At 62.5% G+C, this 19,002-nt stretch carries 20 protein-coding genes and 1 tRNA gene; 13 read left to right on the plus strand and 8 right to left on the minus strand.

Translation table 11 applies throughout. From position 1 onward, the window contains the following. Window positions 1–70 precede the first annotated feature (70 nt). From infB to L867_RS25275, 8 genes are all read left to right on the plus strand, one after another. The gene (gene infB / locus L867_RS0113835) at window positions 71–2,740 is read left to right on the plus strand and encodes a translation initiation factor IF-2 (protein ID WP_028737447.1); all 2,670 of its coding nucleotides are present in this window, start codon (window positions 71–73) and stop codon (window positions 2,738–2,740) included. 72 nt (window positions 2,741–2,812) lie between these two features. Next, entirely contained in the window at window positions 2,813–3,226 is a 414-nt protein-coding gene (rbfA, locus tag L867_RS0113840) for a 30S ribosome-binding factor RbfA (protein WP_028737448.1), read from the plus strand. Between the two features lie 6 nt (window positions 3,227–3,232). Next, a complete protein-coding gene (gene truB, locus L867_RS0113845) occupies window positions 3,233–4,165 on the plus strand; it encodes a tRNA pseudouridine(55) synthase TruB (protein ID WP_028737449.1) in 933 nt (310 codons plus the stop codon). Window positions 4,166–4,317: 152 nt separating this feature from the next. Further along, complete coding sequence (gene rpsO / locus L867_RS0113850) at window positions 4,318–4,587, plus strand: 30S ribosomal protein S15 (protein ID WP_028737450.1); 270 nt, start codon at window positions 4,318–4,320, stop codon at window positions 4,585–4,587. A gap of 382 nt (window positions 4,588–4,969) precedes the next feature. Continuing rightward, window positions 4,970–7,114 carry a polyribonucleotide nucleotidyltransferase gene (gene pnp / locus L867_RS0113855; protein WP_028737451.1) on the plus strand — a complete coding sequence of 715 codons (2,145 nt, stop codon included), beginning with the start codon at window positions 4,970–4,972 and terminating at the stop codon, window positions 7,112–7,114. Between the two features lie 73 nt (window positions 7,115–7,187). Next, a complete protein-coding gene (locus L867_RS0113860) occupies window positions 7,188–8,204 on the plus strand; it encodes a class I SAM-dependent methyltransferase (RefSeq protein ID WP_028737452.1) in 1,017 nt (338 codons plus the stop codon). A gap of 138 nt (window positions 8,205–8,342) precedes the next feature. Next, window positions 8,343–9,371: an AraC family transcriptional regulator gene (locus L867_RS0113865; protein ID WP_028737453.1), complete on the plus strand. Its 1,029-nt coding sequence runs from the start codon at window positions 8,343–8,345 to the stop codon at window positions 9,369–9,371. A gap of 207 nt (window positions 9,372–9,578) precedes the next feature. Then, window positions 9,579–9,890 carry a helix-turn-helix transcriptional regulator gene (locus L867_RS25275; protein ID WP_232363930.1) on the plus strand — a complete coding sequence of 104 codons (312 nt, stop codon included), beginning with the start codon at window positions 9,579–9,581 and terminating at the stop codon, window positions 9,888–9,890. A gap of 98 nt (window positions 9,891–9,988) precedes the next feature. Here the strand turns inward: L867_RS25275 and fabI are convergent, their stop codons facing one another. Genes fabI through fabA form a run of 3 tightly spaced genes read right to left on the minus strand, consistent with a single transcriptional unit; the run spans window position 9,989 to window position 12,580 of the window. Next, window positions 9,989–10,795: an enoyl-ACP reductase FabI gene (gene fabI, locus L867_RS0113875; protein ID WP_028737454.1), complete on the minus strand. Its 807-nt coding sequence runs from the start codon at window positions 10,793–10,795 to the stop codon at window positions 9,989–9,991. A gap of 4 nt (window positions 10,796–10,799) precedes the next feature. After that, on the minus strand, window positions 10,800–12,023 hold the full coding sequence (fabB, locus tag L867_RS0113880) for a beta-ketoacyl-ACP synthase I (protein WP_028737455.1): 1,224 nt from the start codon (window positions 12,021–12,023) through the stop codon (window positions 10,800–10,802). Window positions 12,024–12,064: 41 nt separating this feature from the next. Beyond that, window positions 12,065–12,580, minus strand: a complete 516-nt coding sequence (gene fabA, locus L867_RS0113885; RefSeq protein WP_028737456.1) for a 3-hydroxyacyl-[acyl-carrier-protein] dehydratase FabA — start codon at window positions 12,578–12,580, stop codon at window positions 12,065–12,067. A 307-nt stretch (window positions 12,581–12,887) separates the two neighbouring features. Between fabA and irrA the strand changes: the two genes are divergently transcribed. Beyond that, window positions 12,888–13,313 (plus strand): iron response transcriptional regulator IrrA, encoded by a 426-nt coding sequence (gene irrA, locus L867_RS0113890; RefSeq protein ID WP_028737457.1) that lies wholly within the window; start codon window positions 12,888–12,890, stop codon window positions 13,311–13,313. Between the two features lie 16 nt (window positions 13,314–13,329). Here the strand turns inward: irrA and L867_RS0113895 are convergent, their stop codons facing one another. Then, window positions 13,330–13,965 carry a trimeric intracellular cation channel family protein gene (locus tag L867_RS0113895; protein ID WP_028737458.1) on the minus strand — a complete coding sequence of 212 codons (636 nt, stop codon included), beginning with the start codon at window positions 13,963–13,965 and terminating at the stop codon, window positions 13,330–13,332. Window positions 13,966–14,074: 109 nt separating this feature from the next. Here L867_RS0113895 and L867_RS0113900 point away from each other — a divergent pair, with 109 nt between their 5' ends. Next, window positions 14,075–14,548: a hypothetical protein gene (locus tag L867_RS0113900; protein ID WP_028737459.1), complete on the plus strand. Its 474-nt coding sequence runs from the start codon at window positions 14,075–14,077 to the stop codon at window positions 14,546–14,548. Window positions 14,549–14,567: 19 nt separating this feature from the next. Here L867_RS0113900 and L867_RS0113905 read toward each other — a convergent pair whose 3' ends face one another. Continuing rightward, entirely contained in the window at window positions 14,568–15,359 is a 792-nt protein-coding gene (locus tag L867_RS0113905; protein WP_028737460.1) for a YdcF family protein, read from the minus strand. Between the two features lie 164 nt (window positions 15,360–15,523). On the opposite strand from L867_RS0113905, the gene L867_RS0113910 reads away from it, so the two are divergent. After that, window positions 15,524–15,718, plus strand: coding sequence for a hypothetical protein (locus L867_RS0113910; protein ID WP_028737461.1), 195 nt, complete (start codon window positions 15,524–15,526; stop codon window positions 15,716–15,718). Here L867_RS0113910 and L867_RS0113915 read toward each other — a convergent pair. The 3 genes from L867_RS0113915 to L867_RS0113925 all read right to left on the minus strand — a co-directional run bounded on the left by L867_RS0113915 (window position 15,712) and on the right by L867_RS0113925 (window position 17,710). Beyond that, on the minus strand, window positions 15,712–16,890 hold the full coding sequence (locus L867_RS0113915) for a TMEM43 family protein (RefSeq protein WP_028737462.1): 1,179 nt from the start codon (window positions 16,888–16,890) through the stop codon (window positions 15,712–15,714). The genes L867_RS0113910 and L867_RS0113915 overlap by 7 nt on opposite strands. A 205-nt stretch (window positions 16,891–17,095) precedes the next feature. Next, window positions 17,096–17,171, minus strand: a tRNA-Ala gene (locus tag L867_RS0113920). 152 nt (window positions 17,172–17,323) lie between these two features. Then, window positions 17,324–17,710, minus strand: a complete 387-nt coding sequence (locus L867_RS0113925) for a TIGR02300 family protein (RefSeq protein ID WP_028737463.1) — start codon at window positions 17,708–17,710, stop codon at window positions 17,324–17,326. A gap of 273 nt (window positions 17,711–17,983) precedes the next feature. On the opposite strand from L867_RS0113925, the gene L867_RS27975 reads away from it, so the two are divergent. Both L867_RS27975 and cmk read left to right on the plus strand, forming a co-directional pair. Further along, window positions 17,984–18,238, plus strand: a complete 255-nt coding sequence (locus L867_RS27975) for a hypothetical protein (RefSeq protein WP_028737464.1) — start codon at window positions 17,984–17,986, stop codon at window positions 18,236–18,238. Further along, window positions 18,235–18,876, plus strand: coding sequence for a (d)CMP kinase (gene cmk, locus L867_RS0113935; protein ID WP_028737465.1), 642 nt, complete (start codon window positions 18,235–18,237; stop codon window positions 18,874–18,876). The genes L867_RS27975 and cmk overlap by 4 nt, the downstream gene beginning before the upstream one ends. Window positions 18,877–19,002: the final 126 nt, after the last annotated feature.

Genomic DNA, 19,002 nt, shown 5'->3' on the forward strand with positions numbered 1-19,002 from the left:
ATCGGAATACACGAATTGAACGACGAGGTCTGATGTTCCGCATCCGGCCTTGTCCAAGGAACGGAACGGAATGACCGACAACAAAGACGACAACACACTCAGCGCGCCGGGCAAGAAGACCCTCACCCTGAAACCGTCAGGTGTGACCCAGGGTACCGTGCGCCAGGACATGGGTCGCGGTCGGACCAAGGCCGTGGTGGTCGAGACGCGCAAGCGGCGCCCGACCCGTCCCGAAGACGAAAAGATCGTGACGCCGGTAGCGCCGGTGGTGCGCGCGCCCGAACCTGCGGCAGCTCCGGTTGTCCAGGCTCGTCCTGCAGCGCCTGCCCCGCAGACCCGCACGCACCAGCCTACTCCCCAGCCGCAGCGCCCGGCGCCGCAGCAACCCGCTCGCCAGGAACGCCCGCGTGGCGCCGTCCTTCACGACCTGTCGGCCGGCGAAATGGAAGCGCGCCGCCGCGCCCTGATCGAAGCCCAGGCTCGCGAAGTCGAGGAAGCCAAGCAGCGCGTCATCGACGAAGCCCGTCGTGTGGCTGAGGCCGAGGAACGCGCCCGTCTGGCAGCCGAAGAGGCTGAACGCCGCGCCGCCGAGCCGCAGCCGGAAGAACCGGCGCCGGCTCCAGTGGCCGAAGCTGCGCCCGCCGCAACCGCCGGGGAAGCCCGTCCGGTGGCGAAGCCGGCTGCCGCTCCGTCCGCTCCCGTGCCGCCGGGCTTCGTTCGTGGCCGCAAGGCCGGCGACGAGGAAGAGGAAGAACGCACCGTCAATCGTGGTGCTCCGGCTCGCGGCAAGGTCGCCGTTGCGGCGCCCGCCAAGGTTCCGCCGCGCCCCAAGGCCGAAGAAGACCGTCGCCGCGGCAAGCTCACCGTGACCACGGCCAATGTCGACGACGACGGCAACGCCCGCGGTCGGTCGATGGCAGCCCAGCGCCGCCGCCAGGAGAAGTTCCGCCGCTCGCAGATGCAGGAAACGCGTGAAAAGGTCATGCGCGAAGTCATCCTGCCGGAGACCATCACCATTCAGGAACTGTCGCAGCGCATGTCCGAGCGCGCCGTCGACGTGATCAAGTACCTGATGAAGGAAGGCCAGATGATGAAGCCGGGCGACGTCATCGACGCCGACCTCGCCGAACTGATCGCCACCGAATTCGGCCACACCGTCAAGCGCGTCTCCGAGTCGGATGTTGAAGAAGGCATTTTCAACGTCGCCGACGACGAAGGCGAACTGGTGTCCCGCCCGCCGGTCGTGACCATCATGGGTCACGTCGACCACGGCAAGACCTCGCTTCTCGACGCGATCCGCAAGACCAGCGTCGTCTCCGGCGAAGCCGGCGGCATCACCCAGCATATCGGTGCCTATCAGGTCGAACACAACGGCCAGAAGATCACCTTCATCGACACGCCCGGGCACGCCGCGTTTACGGCAATGCGTGCCCGCGGTGCACAGGCAACCGACATCGCGATCCTGGTGGTCGCCGCTGACGACAGCGTGATGCCGCAGACGATCGAATCGATCAACCACGCCAAGGCCGCCAACGTGCCGATCATCGTGGCGATCAACAAGATCGACAAGCACGAGGCCGACCCGCAGAAGGTGCGCAACCAGCTGCTGCAGCACGAGGTCTTCGTCGAATCGATGGGCGGCGAAGTGCTCGACGTCGAAGTCTCGGCCAAGAACAAGCTGAACCTCGACAAGCTGCTTGAAGCCGTTCTGCTTCAGGCGGAAATTCTCGATCTCAAGGCCGATCCGAGCCGTACGGCCGAAGGCACCGTCATCGAAGCCCAGCTCGACCGCGGTCGCGGCGCCGTTGCCACCGTTCTGATCCAGAAGGGTACGCTTCGTCCGGGCCAGATCATCGTTGCCGGCGACCAGTGGGGCCGCGTTCGCGCCCTGGTCAACGACAAGGGTGACCACGTCAAGGAAGCGGGTCCTGCCACGCCGGTCGAAGTGCTCGGCCTGTCGGGCACGCCGGCGGCCGGTGACCGGTTCGCCGTTGTCGAGAACGAAGCCCGCGCGCGCGAGATCTCGGAATATCGCCAGCGTCTGGCCCGCGACAAGGCCGCTGCCCGTCAGTCCGGCCAGCGCGGTTCGCTGGAACAGATGATGACCCAGCTGCAGAATACCGGCTTCAAGGAATTCCCGCTGGTGATCAAGGGCGACGTGCAGGGCTCGATCGAAGCCATCATCGGCGCGCTCGACAAGCTGGGAACGGACGAAGTTCGCGCCCGCATCGTGCATTCGGGTGCCGGTGGCATCACCGAGTCCGACATCTCGCTCGCCGAAGCGTCGAACGCCGCCATCATCGGCTTCAACGTTCGCGCCAATGCCCAGGCTCGCACCGCAGCCGAACGGGCCGGCACCGAAATCCGCTACTACAACATCATCTACGATCTGGTGGATGACGTGAAGGCGGCGATGTCGGGCCTGCTCTCTCCGGAGCGCCGCGAAACCTTCCTCGGCAATGCCGAAATCCTGGAAGTGTTCAACATCACCAAGACCGGCAAGGTCGCGGGTTGCCGCGTCATCGAAGGCAAGGTCGAACGTGGTGCCGGCGTGCGCCTGGTGCGCGACAACGTCGTCATCCACGAAGGCAAGCTCAAGACACTCAAGCGCTTCAAGGACGAAGTGGCCGAAGTGCCGATGGGCCAGGAATGTGGCATGGCCTTCGAGAACTACGAAGACATCCGCGCCGGCGACACGATCGAGTGCTTCCGCGTGGAACATATCACGCGCACGCTCTAAGGCGACGACAGCACGGGATTTGAGGACGGGCGCCGGACGATCCGGCGCTCGCTTCGTTTGAGGCGAAAAGATATGACCAAACCAACGACTTCCGCGCCCAACCAGCGCATGCTGCGTGTCGGCGAACAGGTGCGCGCTGCGATTTCGCAGGTGTTGCAGCGTGGCGAAGTGCGCGATCCGCTGATCGAAAAGACAGTGATCTCGATCTCCGAAGTCCGCATGTCGCCAGACCTCAGGGTCGCCAACGCCTATGTGACGCCCCTCGGCGTTGCCGACCATCAGGCGGTGATCGACGCGTTGAACCACCACGCCAAATATATCCGCGGCCGGCTCGGCCCCCAGCTCCGGCAGCTGAAATACATGCCCGAGGTGCGGTTCCGCGACGATACCAGCTTCGACAATTACCAGAAGATCGACGCGCTCTTGCGCTCGCCCGAGGTCCAACGCGATCTGGGGCACACCGACAGCGACGACGAACAAGAATAGAGGCGCATGTCCAAACCCCGCAAACCCAAGGGCCGGCCGGTTTCCGGCTGGCTGATCCTCGACAAGCCGGTCGATTTCGGCTCGACCGAGGCCGTCTCCAAGATCAAATGGTTGTTCGACGCGCAGAAGGCCGGCCATGCCGGCACGCTCGATCCGCTTGCGTCGGGCATGCTGCCGATCGCGCTCGGCGACGCAACCAAGACCGTTCCCTATGTCATGGATGGCCGCAAGATCTATGAATTCACCGTGACCTGGGGAGAAGAGCGGGCGACCGACGACCTCGAGGGCGAGGCGACCCAGACGTCGCAGAAGCGCCCGAGCGAGGAACAGATCCGCGCCCTGCTGCCGGCCTATACCGGCGTCATCTCGCAGATCCCGCCGCAGTTCTCGGCGATCAAGATCGCCGGCGAGCGGGCCTACGACCTGGCGCGCGAAGGGGAGACCGTCGACATTCCGTCGCGCGAGGTCGAGATTTTCCGCCTGACGCTGGTCGGCTGCCCGGATGAGAACAGCGCCCGCTTCGAAGTCGAATGCGGCAAGGGCACTTATGTGCGCTCGCTCGCTCGCGATTTCGGACGCGATCTCGGCTGCTACGGCCATATCTCCTCGCTCAGGCGCTCCTTCGTTGCGCCTTTCGCCGAGGAGACGATGGTGTCGCTCGCCGAGCTGACCGCACTGGAGGCGATCGAGGACAAGCAGGAGCGGCTTGCCGCGCTCGACGCGTTCCTGATCGACACCGGAGAGGCGCTTTCCGGCCTGCCGCATATCGCGATTACCGAGGACCAGGCGCATCGCCTGCGGATGGGCAATCCGATCCTGCTCAGGGGCCGCAACGCGCCGGTGGCAGAGGCGGACGCCTTTGCCACCTGCTTCGGCAAGTTGGTCGCGATCGGCGAGATCGGCGAGGGCGAATTCCGTCCGAGACGGGTGTTCGGCTGAGCAGGCGCCTTCCAAACAAAGCTTCCATTTCGCCACGGGATGAGCTATAGGCACGCCAGCATGGCGGCTTGCCGTCTGCTTTCACGGCCTTTGCTGGACGACATCCCGGCATATGGCGTCTTATTTCTCCTGATATTCAGAAAGGATTCCCGATGTCGATCACTGCAGAGCGCAAGGCTGCCCTCATCAAGGAATACGCAACCGTCGAAGGCGACACCGGTTCTCCGGAAGTCCAGGTTGCGATCCTGACCGAGCGGATCAACAACCTCACCGGACACTTCAAGGACCACAAGAAGGATAACCATTCCCGCCGTGGCCTGCTGACGATGGTGTCGAGCCGTCGCTCGCTTCTTGACTACCTCAAGAAGAAGGACGAAGCCCGTTACACGAAGCTCATCACGAGCCTGGGCATTCGCCGCTAAAAATCTTCCGGCGGACCATCCTCGCGAGGTCCGCCGGCTCTCTTTCGGGACCCAGGTCCCGGCTGGCCACTTCGGACGATCAAGTCCGTTGGCCGCGAATGAAGGGCAGACCGGATGGGCCGGCGCTGCCAAAACCAACCGATGACCTGTCATGGGGCAGGATTGCAGGATGCTTTCGCCGAAGGGATTCGGCCATGCAGGGAAGAGATTTCACCTCCCCTTGCGCGAGAAGCCCTAAGCCTCCGAAACCGGAGGATATCTCTCGAAACGAAAAGCCTCCCGCTGTCTTGCCCGTGATGCGTCAGCATAGCCGCGGCCGCCACCGGATCCCTTGCGGGGTCTCGCCATCAAGGCCGGCAGTCGTGGAAGAAGGACAAGATATATGTTTGATATCCATAGCGTGGAAATCGAGTGGGCAGGCCGCCCGCTCAAGCTCGAAACCGGCAAGGTCGCCCGTCAGGCCGACGGCGCCGTCATGGCCACCTACGGCGAGACCGTCGTTCTCGCCACCGTCGTATCGGCCAAGTCGCCGAAGCCGGGCCAGGACTTCTTCCCGCTGACCGTGAACTACCAGGAAAAGACCTATGCCGCCGGCAAGATCCCGGGTGGCTACTTCAAGCGCGAAGGTCGCCCGTCGGAGAAGGAAACGCTGGTTTCCCGCCTGATCGACCGCCCGATCCGCCCACTCTTCCCGGACGGCTACAAGAACGACACCCAGGTCGTCGTCACCGTCATCCAGCATGACCTTGAAAACGATCCGGACGTCCTGTCCATGGTTGCCGCTTCGGCTGCCCTGACCCTCTCGGGCGTACCCTTCATGGGCCCGGTCGGCGGCGCACGCGTCGGCTTCATCAACGGTGAATATGTCCTGAACCCGCATCTCGACGAGATGGACGAGTCGGTTCTCGATCTGGTCGTCGCCGGCACTCAGGACGCCGTCCTGATGGTCGAGTCGGAAGCCAAGGAACTCAACGAAGAGATCATGCTCGGCGCCGTCATGTTCGGCCACAAGGGCTTCCAGCCGGTTATCGACGCGATCATCAAGCTCGCCGAGGTTGCCGCCAAGGAACCGCGCGATTTCGATCCGGAAGACTATTCCGCGCTCGAAGCCGAAATGCTGGCAATGGCCGAAACCGAACTGCGCAACGCCTACAAGATCACCGAGAAGGCCGCACGTTACGCCGCCGTCGACGCCGTGAAGGCGAAGGTCAAGGCGCACTTCCTGCCCGAGGGCGGCGAAGCCAAGTACACGGCTGAAGTTATCGGCTCGGTCTTCAAGACCCTGCAGGCGAAGATCGTTCGCTGGAACATCCTCGACACCAAGAGCCGCATCGACGGCCGCGACCTGGAAACCGTTCGTCCGATCGTATCGGAAGTCGGCATCCTGCCGCGTACCCATGGCTCCGCTCTGTTCACCCGCGGCGAGACCCAGGCGATCGTGGTTGCGACCCTCGGCACCGGCGAAGACGAACAGTATGTCGACTCGCTGACCGGCATGTACAAGGAACGCTTCCTGCTGCACTACAACTTCCCGCCCTACTCGGTCGGTGAAACGGGCCGCATGGGCTCCCCGGGCCGCCGCGAAATCGGCCATGGCAAGCTCGCCTGGCGCGCTATCCGTCCGATGCTGCCGACCCCGGAACAGTTCCCCTACACGCTGCGCGTCGTATCGGAAATCACCGAGTCGAACGGCTCTTCCTCGATGGCAACCGTCTGCGGCACCTCGCTGGCGCTGATGGATGCCGGCGTTCCGCTCGCCAAGCCGGTCGCTGGTATCGCCATGGGCCTGATCCTCGAAGGCGACCGTTTTGCCGTTCTCTCCGACATTCTCGGCGATGAAGACCACCTCGGCGACATGGACTTCAAGGTCGCCGGCACCAACGAGGGCATCACCTCGCTGCAGATGGACATCAAGATCGCCGGTATCACCGAAGAGATCATGAAGGTCGCGCTCAGCCAGGCACAGGGTGGCCGCAAGCACATCCTCACCGAGATGGCCAAGGCCATCACCGAAGGTCGCTCGCAGCTCGGCGAATTCGCTCCGCGCATCGAAGTCATGAACATCCCGGTCGACAAGATCCGTGAAGTCATCGGCTCCGGCGGCAAGGTCATTCGCGAAATCGTCGAAAAGACCGGCGCGAAGATCAACATCGAAGACGATGGCACCGTGAAGATCGCCTCTTCCTCGGGCAAGGAAATCGAAGCGGCCCGCAAGTGGATCCACTCGATCGTTGCCGAGCCGGAAGTCGGCGTCGTCTACGAAGGCACCGTGGTGAAGACCGCCGATTTCGGCGCCTTCGTCAACTTCTTCGGTTCGCGTGACGGTCTCGTGCACATCTCGCAGCTCGCTTCCGACCGTGTTGCCAAGACCTCGGACGTCGTCAAGGAAGGCGACAAGGTCTGGGTCAAGCTGATGGGCTTTGACGAGCGTGGCAAGGTTCGCCTCTCCATGAAGGCCGTCGACCAGACGACCGGCAAGGAAGTCGTCGCCGAGAAGAAGAAGGACGAGGGCGAAGCCGCCGAATAAGCGGCCCCTTCCCTTTGACAGTGAGGCGCGGAAACCCTTCCGCGCCTTTTTTATTCGCCCGGAGAGCCCTGCCATGAGCCGCGAAACGCTGAAGACCCTGTTCCATCCCTTTGCCAGCGGCACGGTTGCCGCTCCCCGCTCCGACGAGCGCTTCCTGTTTATCGGCGCCGAGGCGGGCTTTGCCACGCCTGACGAGTTCGCCGCGCAGCTGGTGCCCGTGCAGGGTCATCGCGGCGAGTTCCTGAAGCTGCAGGCAGCCCGTCTCGATCCGATCCCTCATATCGACGGCGAGGGCTTTGACGGCGCGCTGATCCTGCTCGGCAAGCACCGGGGCGAGAACGACAATCGCGTTGCCGAGGCCTTGAGCCGGGTCAAGGCAGGCGGTCTGATCGTAGTTGCCGGCGGCAAGGAAGACGGCGTGCAGCCAATGCGCAAGCGTCTGGCCGGGCTCGGGATCGAGGCAGAGCATATGCCGAAATATCACGGGGTCGCCCTGTGGTTCTCGGTGCCGGAAGATACCGGAGCGGCCGTCGCCAAACTTGCCGCGCGCGAGACGCTCGTGGACGGGCGCTTCCACACCCGCGCCGGCATGTTTTCGCATGATCGTATCGACGATGGCTCCGAGCTGCTGGCGAGCCGCCTGCCTGAGAACTTCGACGGCAATGCCGCCGATTTCGGCGCCGGCTGGGGCTATCTCTCGACCATGCTGGCCACGCGCTCGCCGCGGACCGCCCGCATCGACCTGTTCGAGGCCGATTTCGACGCGCTGGAATATGCCAAGCTCAACCTGGCTGAAAACTGCCCCAACCTCACGACACGTTTCTTCTGGCAGGACCTGACGCGCGAGCCGGCCAAGGAGAAATACGACCTCGTCATCATGAACCCGCCCTTCCACCAGGGTCATGCCGCCGAGCCGGGCCTCGGCCAGACGATGATCAAGGCGGCAGCCCAAGCGCTGCGCGGCGGCGGCCAGTTGCTGCTGGTGGCCAATCGTGGCCTGCCCTATGAGGCTATCCTGGGCGAGGACTTCCGTGAGCACGGAGAGACCTGCCGCAACGCCCGTTTCAAGGTTCTCTGGGCCAAGAAATAGGCCCGGCTGACCGGTCACCCAACAATACTGGCTTCGTGAACGGCATCCGGGCTTTCCGGATGCCGTATCTCTGGACAAATCGCGCAATTCGACTTAACCTGCGACGACATTGGCTTATCATTGGACGCCATATATTCGATGTCTAATAAATCGATTGCCGACGAACTGACCGCCGTTGCGGGCGTCGCGTCCGCAGTCGCTACGCATGCAAAGTCGTATGGCATAGACATCGCCCCCATTTGCAGCGCGCTCAAGATCGATCCGGAAATCTTCCAGAGCCTGACCGCCCGCATCAGCCTCGACCGGCTCTGCCGGCTGCTGGAGGCCTGCGCATTGCTGGCAGACGACGAGGCATTCGGACTGAAATGCGTCGACCGCTTTGTCGCAGGCTCGACCGGACCGTTCGGATACGGCCTGATGACTGCGCCGACCGTGGGGGACTTCGTGCGCTTCCTCGCCGCACATATGCAATATGCCACCTACGCCAGCAATCTGCGCTTCACTACGGACGAAGGCGGCGCTTCTCTTTCCTGGTCGTTTGCTCCGGCGATCGTCAAACGCGACCAGTATGTCGACATGGGGATTGCCCTGACGATGGGGCGCTTGCGCGACATCGTCGGGATACATGCGGACCTTGTCGAGATCGATCTGGAACGGCCGCGCCCGAGGTCGCCGCAGGTGTTTCGCGACTATCTGACGAAGAAGCTGCGCTTCGGCTGCCGTGAGAATACGCTGCATATCCCCGCCAGCATCCTCGACATGAAAAATCCCAAGGCGGACGCAAGACTGTTCTCGCTCATGGATATCCAGTGCCGGACCATGCGGCCGGATGCAGATTACCAGGAGGGGAATTTCATCGACCAGGTGCGAAAGTTCCTGATCTTGCGTATGGCGGAGCCCAATTCGTCGCTGAGCGACATCTCTCCGCATTTCGGCATATCGGAGCGGACCTTCCAGCGCAGGCTCGCCGAGGAACATACGAGCCTGGCGGAGATCCGGGACAACCTCAGGCGCGAATTGAGCCTCAATCTGCTGACCGAGAGCGAACTGGCTATCTCCGAGATCTGCTATCGGCTCGGCTATTCCGCGCCGAGCGCCTTTACCCGATCCGTCACGCGCTGGTTCGGCCAGACCCCGACCGAACTGCGCGGACGCAAGTCCGCCTGACTCCGGATCAGGCAGGCGAAGTCCCCGTAATGCTTTGCCTATTGACAATTCCCTCACGACAGGCAGAAATGCAGAGATACAGCTGACGCCTCGACGCAAACGGAATTTAACCTTTCGTATGCGATGTTAAGATTTTGGCGCCTGACGCGAATTACAATCGCTTCACTCATCCTTATATATCTGAGACGACGGACGTTGCAGTCAAAGATGACCGGCAACGAAGCACAGATTCAATCTTGGCGATCTCAGAACATCATGGCGAATAAAGATCAGTCTGCCGGACAGCCGTCCGGCCCAGAAACCGCATTGACCGATGCGGAAGTAAAGTGCCTGACAATGGTCGCCGAAGGCAAGCGACCGCTCGATATCTGCAATCTGCTGCTGCTGTCCGAGATCGAGGTCGAGGGATTGTTGTCCTCGGCCGAGAGCAAGCTCGGCGCGCGCAATCGGCTGCATGCGGTCAGCATGGCCATGCTGATGGGATCGATCGAGGTCGAGCACATCCAAAAACCGGAGTAAGCTTGAGACATCGAGCTTGCGGACCACTCCGTGTTCATGCCTGGCGCGATATGAGGTCGCGCCAGGCATTTCTCGTTCAGGAAATCGGAAAAGCGGTCTTACTCGGCGTCGGAGCTGCGCAGCATGTCGAGCGCCGGCATGGACGTGATGTTGTAGCCGGAATCGACATAGTGAATCTCGCCGGTCACGCCGCGCGAAAGATCCGAGAGCAGATAGAGCGCCGAATTTCCGACATCCTCGATCGTCACGGTGCGACGCAACGGCGCATTCTTCTGCTGCCAGGAGAGCATGGCGCGCGCATCGGAGATGCCGGCGCCTGCCAGCGTGCGAATCGGGCCGGCGGAGATGGCATTGACGCGAATGCCCCGCGGACCGTAGTCGCCCGCCAGATACCTTACCGAAGCCTCCAGAGCCGCCTTGGCGACGCCCATGACGTTGTAGTTCGGCATGATGCGCACCGAACCGCCATAAGTCAGCGTCAGCATGGAACCGCCTTCGACCATCAGTTCGGCCGCGCGCTTGGCGATCTCCGTGAAGGAGAAGCACGAGATCACCATGGTGCGGGTGAAGTTGTCGCGCGTCGTATCGGCGTAGAGCCCCTTGAGCTCGTTCTTGTCGGAAAAGCCGATCGCATGCACGATGAAATCGAGCTTGCCCCAGCGTTCCTTCAGCGCCTCGATGACCGTATCGACGGAGGCGATATCCTCAACGTCGCAGGGGAGGAGAAAGTCCGAGCCGAGTTCGGCCGCCAGCGGCTTCACCCGCTTGCCCAGCGCCTCGCCCTGGTAGGTGAAGGCAAGCTCGGCACCGGCGCCGGCCAAGGCCTGCGCGATGCCCCAGGCAATCGAGTGACTGTTCGCGACGCCCATGATGAGGCCGCGCTTTCCCTGCATAGAGGCGATCATGCGGTTATCCATTGTGGCGTTGGAAGACGAGGGTTGCGTTGGTGCCACCGAAGCCGAAGGAATTGGACAGAACGGTGTCCATCTTCGCATTGTCGATCCGCTTGCGGACGATCGGTACGCCGTCGAATTCCGGGTCGAGTTCGGTAATGTGGGCGCTTTCGCCGATGAAGCGTTCCTGCATCATCAACAGGGCGTAGATCGATTCCTGTACGCCTGCGGCGCCGAGCGAATGGCCCGTCAAGGACTTGGTCGACTGGATGTGCGGGATCTTGTCGCCGAAGACTTCGCGAATCGCACCGATCTCCTTCGAATCGCCGACCGGGGTCGAGGTACCGTGGGTGTTGATGTAATCCACCTCACCCTTCACGGTCGACAGCGCCTGGCGCATGCAGCGCTTAGCACCTTCGCCGGACGGAGCGACCATGTCGTAGCCGTCCGAGGTTGCGCCATAGCCGACGAGTTCGGCATAGATCTTGGCACCGCGGGCCTTGGCGTGTTCCAGTTCCTCGAGCACCAGCACGCCCGCGCCGCCGGCGATGACGAAGCCGTCGCGCGACACGTCATAGGCGCGCGAGGCGGTCGAGGGCGTATCGTTGAACTTGGAGGACATGGCGCCCATGGCGTCGAACAGGTTCGACATCGACCAGTCGAGATCTTCGTGGCCGCCGGCGAACATCACGTCCTGCTTGCCCCACTGGATCATCTCCGCCGCATTGCCGATGCAGTGCGCCGAGGTCGAGCAGGCCGAGGAAATGGAGTAGTTGACGCCATGGATCTGGAACCATGTGGCGAGCGTTGCCGAGGCCGTCGACGACATCGCCTTCGGCACGGCAAACGGACCGATGCGCTTCGGGCTCATGTTCTTGCGGGTGATGTCGGCCGCTTCCACGATGGTGCGGGTGGAAGGACCGCCCGAGCCCATGATGATGCCGGTCCGCTCGTTCTGGGCGTAGTCCTTTTCCTCGAGACCGGAATCGGCGAGCGCCTGCTTCATGGCGACGTGGTTCCAGGCACCGCCCTGCGACAGGAAGCGCATGGCGCGACGGTCGACGAGATCGGTCGGATCAAGCGCCGGCTTGCCCCAGACCTGGCAGCGGAATCCGTATTCGGCAAAATCCGGCGAGAACTGGATGCCCGACTTCGCTTCGCGCAGTGATGCCGTCACCTCTGCCGCGTCGCTCCCGATGGAGGACACGATTCCAAGTCCCGTAACAACTACCCGTCTCATCTCTCAGACCTTCTTATTATAGTGGTTTGGACGGCGCCTGTTCAGGCCGTCTTTTCCTTGGACAGACCGACGCGAAGGTCGGTTGCCTGATAAATGGTTTCGCCGTCGGCCTTCAGCCAGCCATCGGCGGTACCCAGCACCAGGCGCCCGCGCATGACTCGCTTGAAGTCGATGCCGTACTCGAGCAGCTTGGTGGCCGGGCGAACCATGCCCTTGAACTTCACTTCGCCGGTGGACAGAGCCATGCCGCGGCCGGGCTCGCCCAGCCAGCCGAGGAAGAAGCCGGTCAGCTGCCACATGCCGTCGAGGCCGAGGCATCCCGGCATGATCGGGTTGCCCTGGAAATGGCAGGGGAAATACCAGTCATCCGGACGGACGTCATATTCAGCGCGAATATAGCCCTTGTCGAAGGCGCCGCCCGTTTCGGAAATATCCGTGATCCGGTGGACCATCAGCATCGGCGGCAGGGGAAGCTGCGCATTGCCGGGACCGAACAGCTCGCCGCGACCGCAGGCGAGTATCTCTTCATAGTTATAACTGGATTGTCTTGGTGCCATCTTCTTCTTCTTCCCCCCTCAGGCTTCGCGTTCACGGACCCTTAGAGCAAGATAGGGACAAATTGAAGTCCCACAATAGGCGACATCAGATCGCAGGAGACTTCCCGATCCGCCGCCACCTGGTGACTTTAGCCGTCGCATACAGGAAGCCCCCCGTCAGGACCAGACCCAAAACCGCCAAATCGCGGCTTTTTAGGCACTTTGTCGGGCCGCTGGCCGGTGGAAACTATTGAAAGGGGGGCGCGTAAAAGTTATATCGTCGGATGAAGTCTGCGAACGACCAACAGGCAATGCGGAGATCGTCTTGATGACGACTGAAGACCGTTCACGTACGGAACTGAAATTGCGCCAGTCGGGCCTTCGCCCGACGCGTCAGCGCATTGCGCTCGCAAGCCTGCTTTTCGCCAAGGGTGACCGTCACCTGACGGTCGAGGAACTGCACGAGGAAGCCACCGCCGCCAAGGTGCCGGTGTCTCTCGCAACAGTGTACAACACGCTGCACCAGTTCACCGAGGCCGGCCTGATCCGCGTCCTGGCGGTCGAAAGCGCGAAGACCTATTTCGATACCAACACGTCGGATCATCACCATTTCTTCGTCGAGGGCGAGAACGAGGTTCTCGACATCCCCTTGAACAATATCGTGATCGACAACCTTCCCACACCGCCCGAGGGAATGGAAATCTCCCATGTCGACGTGGTGATTCGCCTGCGGGCAAAGAAGCGCCAGGGCTGACGCAGCCTCCACCCCATCATAGAACGTCATCGGGCGCCCTGCCCGGACGCGAATTGTAGCGCGGAAAACTCCAGCCGAAACGCAGCGCCCCGCCCCGGATGGCAAAGGCCGTGGCCGCTCCGAGCGTGGACGCGGCATAGAGCGGCAGGCCGAACACGGTCGCCGCCGTGAAGACGCAGGCCCCGACCAGCGCCGCCGTGACGTAGATCTCGGGGCGAAGGAGAACCGAGGGCTCGCCGGCGATGATATCGCGCAAGATACCGCCGCAGGCCGCCGTCAGCGTGCCGGTGACGATCGCCACGGTCGGCGAGCCGGTCGCGGCATAGCCCTTGGCCGCGCCCATGACGCAATAGGCCGCAAGCCCGACGGCATCGAGCCAGATCAACAGCCGATAGCGCGACTCGACCAGATGGGCGGTGAAGAAGACCAGCACTCCGACCGAGGCGCAGACCAGGATATAGCCGGGATCGAGCACCCAGAAGACCGGCAGGCTGCCGAGAACGACGTCCCTCAGGGTTCCTCCGCCGATGCCGGTGACCGCGGCGAGAAACAGGAAGCCGATCACGTCGAGGTCCTTGCGCGAGGCGGAGAGCGCGCCTGTGGCGGCGAAGACGGCAACGCCCGCATAGTCAAGAAATCCGAGCAGTGTCATTTCAACCTCATCCGACGAAAGCCTTTGGAAACCGTGACGGCGTCAGGGCCGCGCAAGCAGTGGAACCTATGATAGAAGGGAGAGACTTCATTTTCCTGGGAAGATCGCCGTGAAATACCTGCTCCTTGCCCTTCTGCAAATCGCGTTTCTGCTCACTCCTGCCTCCGCATCCTTCGGCCAGCAGCAGCTTATCAGCGATCCGGAGATATACGAAAAGGAACATTTCCAGAAGCGCTGCAAGATCGTGCAGTTCGGCGCAAACTTCATCACACGCCTCGACATCAACAATGACGGCATCACCGATGCCGTGGTCAACGAAGGCGAAATCCTCTGCGACGGCATGCGCGGCCCCGACTGCACCGATGACGGCTGCCCCTATAATTTCTACCTGCAGGTCAAGGAAGGCGGTTACTTCATGATCGCCTCGGCCAAGATGTACGGCTATGATTTCGTCAAGCGCTTCGGCAACATGGTCTTCGTGATGAAGATGAACCCGCGCTTTTGCGAACGCACCGACGAGGCGGCCTGCGAAATCACGGTGCGCGTGCGCGGCACCAAGTTTCTGACGATCTCGAAGAAGTAGTTGCCCCGCCCAGGCGCGGTTATGGCGCCGGATAGAAGGCTCCTATGCGGCCCGTCAGAAAATAGGCGGCGAGCCCGATCCACTCGCGCACGGCCGTCGCCGTCTGCTGGGCGTTCAGCGTCGGCTGGGTAAAATCCAGGCCGAGCCCCACCTTTCCGCTGGTGCGGTAGTCCGTCGGCCAGGGCGTCACCGTCGTCCCGGCCGCCCGGAACAGGCCAACGGCGCGCGGCATGTGGAAGGCCGAGGTGATCAGCAGGCAATTCTCCAATCCTCTCTCAGCCAGGATGGTTCGGCTGTTGGCGACGTTCTCGGAGGTGGTGCGCGATTGCGTTTCGCGCACCAGGCGGTCGGCCGAAATGCCGAAGGTCTCGAAGAACCGCTCGGAGGCGACTGCATCGCCCTCATAGACGCCGCTCAGCGATCCATCCCCGCCGGACACGAGGATGGCCGATTGCGGGAAGCGCCGGGCAAGCCGTAACGCCTCGATGAACCGATCGGCGGCCTGGTTCATCTCGATGCCGCCGCGCGTCGTCGTGACCTCGGTCTCGAACGAGCCGCCCAGCACGATCATGCAAGACACGGTCTGCGGATCCGCCGCCGGCCGGGGGAAGCGCGCCTCGAGCTCCTGCAGCACGAACGAGCCCGTCGTCGTGTAGAGCGTCACGAACAGGATGGCACCGCCAAGAGCGCTCAGCGCCAGGCCCGTACGGCGCAGGCCGGCGAGCAGGGCAAGAACGGCGAACAGGATGGCCAGGAAGGACAGCGACAACGGCTGGGCAAACATCCAGAACAGCTTGGAGACCAGGAACATGCTTCTTCACCCTCTTCACGCGGCTCCGGAGAAGCGGGAACGCGCGGTGACCGTGCCTTGCGAAAATGAGGCATGCTCACCTCGCAACAGTTTCGCTCAAGGCAGGTCCCTTAAGCCTCCAGCACTCGAAAACAAAGATTTTACGCGCTTATACTGGGGGCCTGATGCGCTTCGCAATCGATACTCTGGACGACGCTGGCAACAGCCGGATCTATATCGGCGTGCCTCTCGGTCGATCGGGCGACAAACTGCGTGTCCAGCTCCGCAATGGCGAAGCCGAACTCGACATCGACCGTATCACGGACTGGTTCCAGATCGACCAGACTTCACGCCAGGACCGCGGCGAGCTGTTCTACTGAGCCGCGGACGGAGCGGCGGGGCTTGCCCCACCGACCGAACGTCGGCGGAGCCAGACGACGCCAAAGGCGACGAGCCCGCCCACCACAAGCAGGCCGAGCGACAAGAACGGCCGATAGGCAAACCAGCCGATGGCGATGACCAGCGGTCCGACCAGCACGGTCAGCACGAAGGCAATCATCCCGGTGCCGAAGCGCACCAATGAGCCGGCGATCGGAACGACATCGGCGATGACGCCGAGGATCGAGAAGAACAGGCTGAATCCGACCATGAGGCCGATCATGCCACCGGCACGGATCAGCCACATGATCATGGTGTTCTCCGCCTGGGCGGCATCGAACATTTCCGCAGCACTCGCCGTTCCGGACGCACTGAGGAAGATTTCCCGACCGTTCGAGGCGGTATAGGGCTTCAGCCAACCGCCGCTCTGCGCCGCCACGAAGCTCGCTTCTGACAGGTCCGCCCGGCTGTATCGGATGCGGAGATCGCCGACCCGCGGCTGGGAGGGGTTCAAGCCGACATAGTAGCCCCCACGATCGAGCTGCACGGTTCCGGACAGAACCTGTTCGGCGTGGCCGGCGTCCTCTTCCGTCAGCTTTAGATCGGTCTGCTTGCCAAGACCGGCGACATTCTCACCGGAGACCGCAAAGGCGCCGACCTTCGCGCTGTCGACGGCAAACGACTGGTTGTCGACCGGCATCTCCGGGTTCTCGTGCCCCTCGGGCTGGCGGAAGTCGCTGGAATTTTCGCGCCCGGACTTCCATTCCTTTGTGTAGGTATAGGTGGTGACGGTTTCCTCGCTGCCACCCAACTTGGTTTCAGAGCGCGATTCGCTCTTCTCCACCCACTGGTACATTTCCACCTCGCGCCGGATGGCCACGGCGCCTTCGGCGGAAATGCCGAATTCGGGATCGGCCGGGACGCCGTCCGGCGTCACTTTGCCGGAAATGTGGATGAGCTTCCCCTCGTTCGGCGGCGCAATTTCGTCGGCGCTCACCGTGACCACCACGCCGGCGCCTTCGGTCAGCGCACGATAGGCCTTGATCGACCGGCCCTCGTTCCACACGAGAGCCCAGATCGCGGCCACCACTAGGACGATGCCGATGACGGCGCCGATCAATGCGTTCTTCAACCGCGCAAGCCACGATGTCCGTGTCGTTTCCGTGAAGCTCATGTCACCCTCGCCCTTCAGCAATCCGTTTTGGCGTGCCCAACGCCTATCCTCGATTCCCTATGGGAATCCCAGGATCGCATCAAGCGGTCGCACGGGCCTGCGGCCTGACTTGTTTTGGCAAAGAGAGGGATTGGACGAACAAACGGCCGCGGTCAGACGACAGGTAAAGAGCGTCAACGGGGCTGAACGGGATAGCGGAGGAGGTTGGTGGAGCTAAGCGGGATCGAACCGCTGACCTCTTGCATGCCATGCAAGCGCTCTCCCAGCTGAGCTATAGCCCCAAACCATGGGTCCGGCAGCGCCGGTTCCGGGAACCTGCCGAACAAGCTGTCCGGCGGGGTGGCGGCTTATTACTTCCGGTGGTCGGAGATGGCAAGCCGAAAATTGCAGGCTCGGAAATTTTTTCGTTTTTTCCGAGCCTGATAGCGTTCGATCAGACTTCGTCGTCGTCGCCGGTGACGCCGATGATGCCGGTCATGTCGTCGTCGTCGTCGTCCTCATCGGCTTCGAGGAAGGTGTCGTCATCATCGTCATCGAGTTCGACATCGTCGTCGCCGATATCGGGGATATCGTCGTTGCCGTCATTGTCGTCCGCATCCTCGAGCGAGACAAGCTCGACCTCGGTGTTCTCGGTGTCGACTTCGGCGACCTCCTCCTCTTCGGCCTTCTCCATGATCGTGGCGACGGAGGTCTCCTCGAAATAGGAAAGCGGCCAGGATTTGCCGGTGTAAGGCGATACGACCGGATCCTTGTTCAGATCATAGAATTTCTTCCCCGTGTCCGGGCAGGTGCGTTTGGTGCCAAGTTCTGCTTTCGCCACTGTCAAAGCCTCTTGAAGTCCTGAAGAATATACCGGCGCGTGCGGTCAATCCGGTCTTTACCCGGTCAAACTGTTAGCGGGTCCCCATAGTCGTTGCAATCTCTTCTGTCAAAGGCAAACTTCGCACCCACCCGCCGGGCTTTTTGACAGCAAAGGGATGACCCTATAATCGCTTTGTGCTAACGAGCGCGAAAATGGCGCCGACGACAAGGGGATGGAGCTCCCGAGAGGCATCTCAGCGCTTCTAAAGACGCCCATCAGAGGATATCTTGCATGTCGCATGGAGCCCTGCGGAAACCGGCCGTCGCGCGAAAAGCGCCCGCCCTTTCCGGCACGATCCGTGTCCCTGGCGACAAGTCGATCTCGCACCGTTCCTTCTTGTTGGCGAACATCCCCGTTGCGGAAGATCGCGCGCCGTCGATCGGGAATGCGGCGTGCGAAGCCCTCGCCACAAGCTTCCCGGAATCCATGGACCTGGTGGCGGGGCTCGGTGCCAAAATCGAAATGCAGGAAAGCAAAGCCGCATGACCACTTCGTTCATCATCGCCATCGACGGTCCGGCCGCTGCCGGCAAGGGAACGCTGTCCAGGCTCATCGCCGCGCATTATGGCTTTCATCATCTCGATACGGGCCTGACCTACCGCGCCGTGGCCAAGGCACTGCTCGATGCCGGCCTGCCGCTCGACGACGAGACCGTTGCCGAACGGACGTCGCTCGATATCGAGCTTGCGGGCCTCGACCGCTCGGTCCTCGCGCAGCATCAGATCGGCGAAGCCGCCTCGAAGATCGCCGTGATGCCCGCGGTGCGCCGCGCGCTTGTCGCAGCCCAGCGCAAGTTCGCCGCCAGGGCGCCCGGCACGGTGCTCGACGGCCGCGACATCGGCACGGTCGTCTGCCCTGACGCGCCGGTGAAGCTTTACGTCACGGCATCGCCCGATGTGCGCGCCAGGCGACGCTACGACGAGATCATCGGAGGTGGAGCTGCAGCGGATTTCGACGCGGTTTTCGCCGACGTGAAGAAGCGCGACGAACGCGACATGGGGCGCGCCGACAGCCCGCTGAAACCTGCAGACGATGCGCACTTGCTAGACACCTCGGAAATGAGTATAGACGCGGCATTCCAGGCGGCCTGCGAACTCATCGATGCTGCCTTGAAGAAAGATTGAACTGCGGAACCCGGCTCGCCGGGGACCTCGATCAAGCCAGCCGATACGATCGTCCCCGCGCCGGACAGCCCTTTGAAGGGCGGACGATCTGTCAGGCTTCGTACAACTCGAACCCCCGGCGCATAC

Origin of the sequence: Paenirhizobium selenitireducens ATCC BAA-1503, from assembly GCF_000518785.1 — a bacterium.
Taxonomy (GTDB): domain Bacteria; phylum Pseudomonadota; class Alphaproteobacteria; order Rhizobiales; family Rhizobiaceae; genus Allorhizobium; species Allorhizobium selenitireducens.

Bases quoted from the DNA above. Each gene is read 5' to 3' on its own strand.
- infB (WP_028737447.1), top strand. From the start codon at position 71: ATGACCGACAACAAAGACGACAACACACTCAGCGCGCCGGGCAAGAAG.
- rbfA (WP_028737448.1), top strand. From the start codon at position 2,813: ATGACCAAACCAACGACTTCCGCGCCCAACCAGCGCATGCTGCGTGTC.
- truB (WP_028737449.1), top strand. From the start codon at position 3,233: ATGTCCAAACCCCGCAAACCCAAGGGCCGGCCGGTTTCCGGCTGGCTG.
- rpsO (WP_028737450.1), top strand. From the start codon at position 4,318: ATGTCGATCACTGCAGAGCGCAAGGCTGCCCTCATCAAGGAATACGCA.
- pnp (WP_028737451.1), top strand. From the start codon at position 4,970: ATGTTTGATATCCATAGCGTGGAAATCGAGTGGGCAGGCCGCCCGCTC.
- L867_RS0113860 (WP_028737452.1), top strand. From the start codon at position 7,188: ATGAGCCGCGAAACGCTGAAGACCCTGTTCCATCCCTTTGCCAGCGGC.
- L867_RS0113865 (WP_028737453.1), top strand. From the start codon at position 8,343: ATGTCTAATAAATCGATTGCCGACGAACTGACCGCCGTTGCGGGCGTC.
- L867_RS25275 (WP_232363930.1), top strand. From the start codon at position 9,579: ATGACCGGCAACGAAGCACAGATTCAATCTTGGCGATCTCAGAACATC.
- fabI (WP_028737454.1), bottom strand. From the start codon at position 10,795: ATGATCGCCTCTATGCAGGGAAAGCGCGGCCTCATCATGGGCGTCGCG.
- fabB (WP_028737455.1), bottom strand. From the start codon at position 12,023: ATGAGACGGGTAGTTGTTACGGGACTTGGAATCGTGTCCTCCATCGGG.
- fabA (WP_028737456.1), bottom strand. From the start codon at position 12,580: ATGGCACCAAGACAATCCAGTTATAACTATGAAGAGATACTCGCCTGC.
- irrA (WP_028737457.1), top strand. From the start codon at position 12,888: ATGACGACTGAAGACCGTTCACGTACGGAACTGAAATTGCGCCAGTCG.
- L867_RS0113895 (WP_028737458.1), bottom strand. From the start codon at position 13,965: ATGACACTGCTCGGATTTCTTGACTATGCGGGCGTTGCCGTCTTCGCC.
- L867_RS0113905 (WP_028737460.1), bottom strand. From the start codon at position 15,359: ATGTTCCTGGTCTCCAAGCTGTTCTGGATGTTTGCCCAGCCGTTGTCG.
- L867_RS0113910 (WP_028737461.1), top strand. From the start codon at position 15,524: ATGCGCTTCGCAATCGATACTCTGGACGACGCTGGCAACAGCCGGATC.
- L867_RS0113915 (WP_028737462.1), bottom strand. From the start codon at position 16,890: ATGAGCTTCACGGAAACGACACGGACATCGTGGCTTGCGCGGTTGAAG.
- L867_RS27975 (WP_028737464.1), top strand. From the start codon at position 17,984: ATGTCGCATGGAGCCCTGCGGAAACCGGCCGTCGCGCGAAAAGCGCCC.
- cmk (WP_028737465.1), top strand. From the start codon at position 18,235: ATGACCACTTCGTTCATCATCGCCATCGACGGTCCGGCCGCTGCCGGC.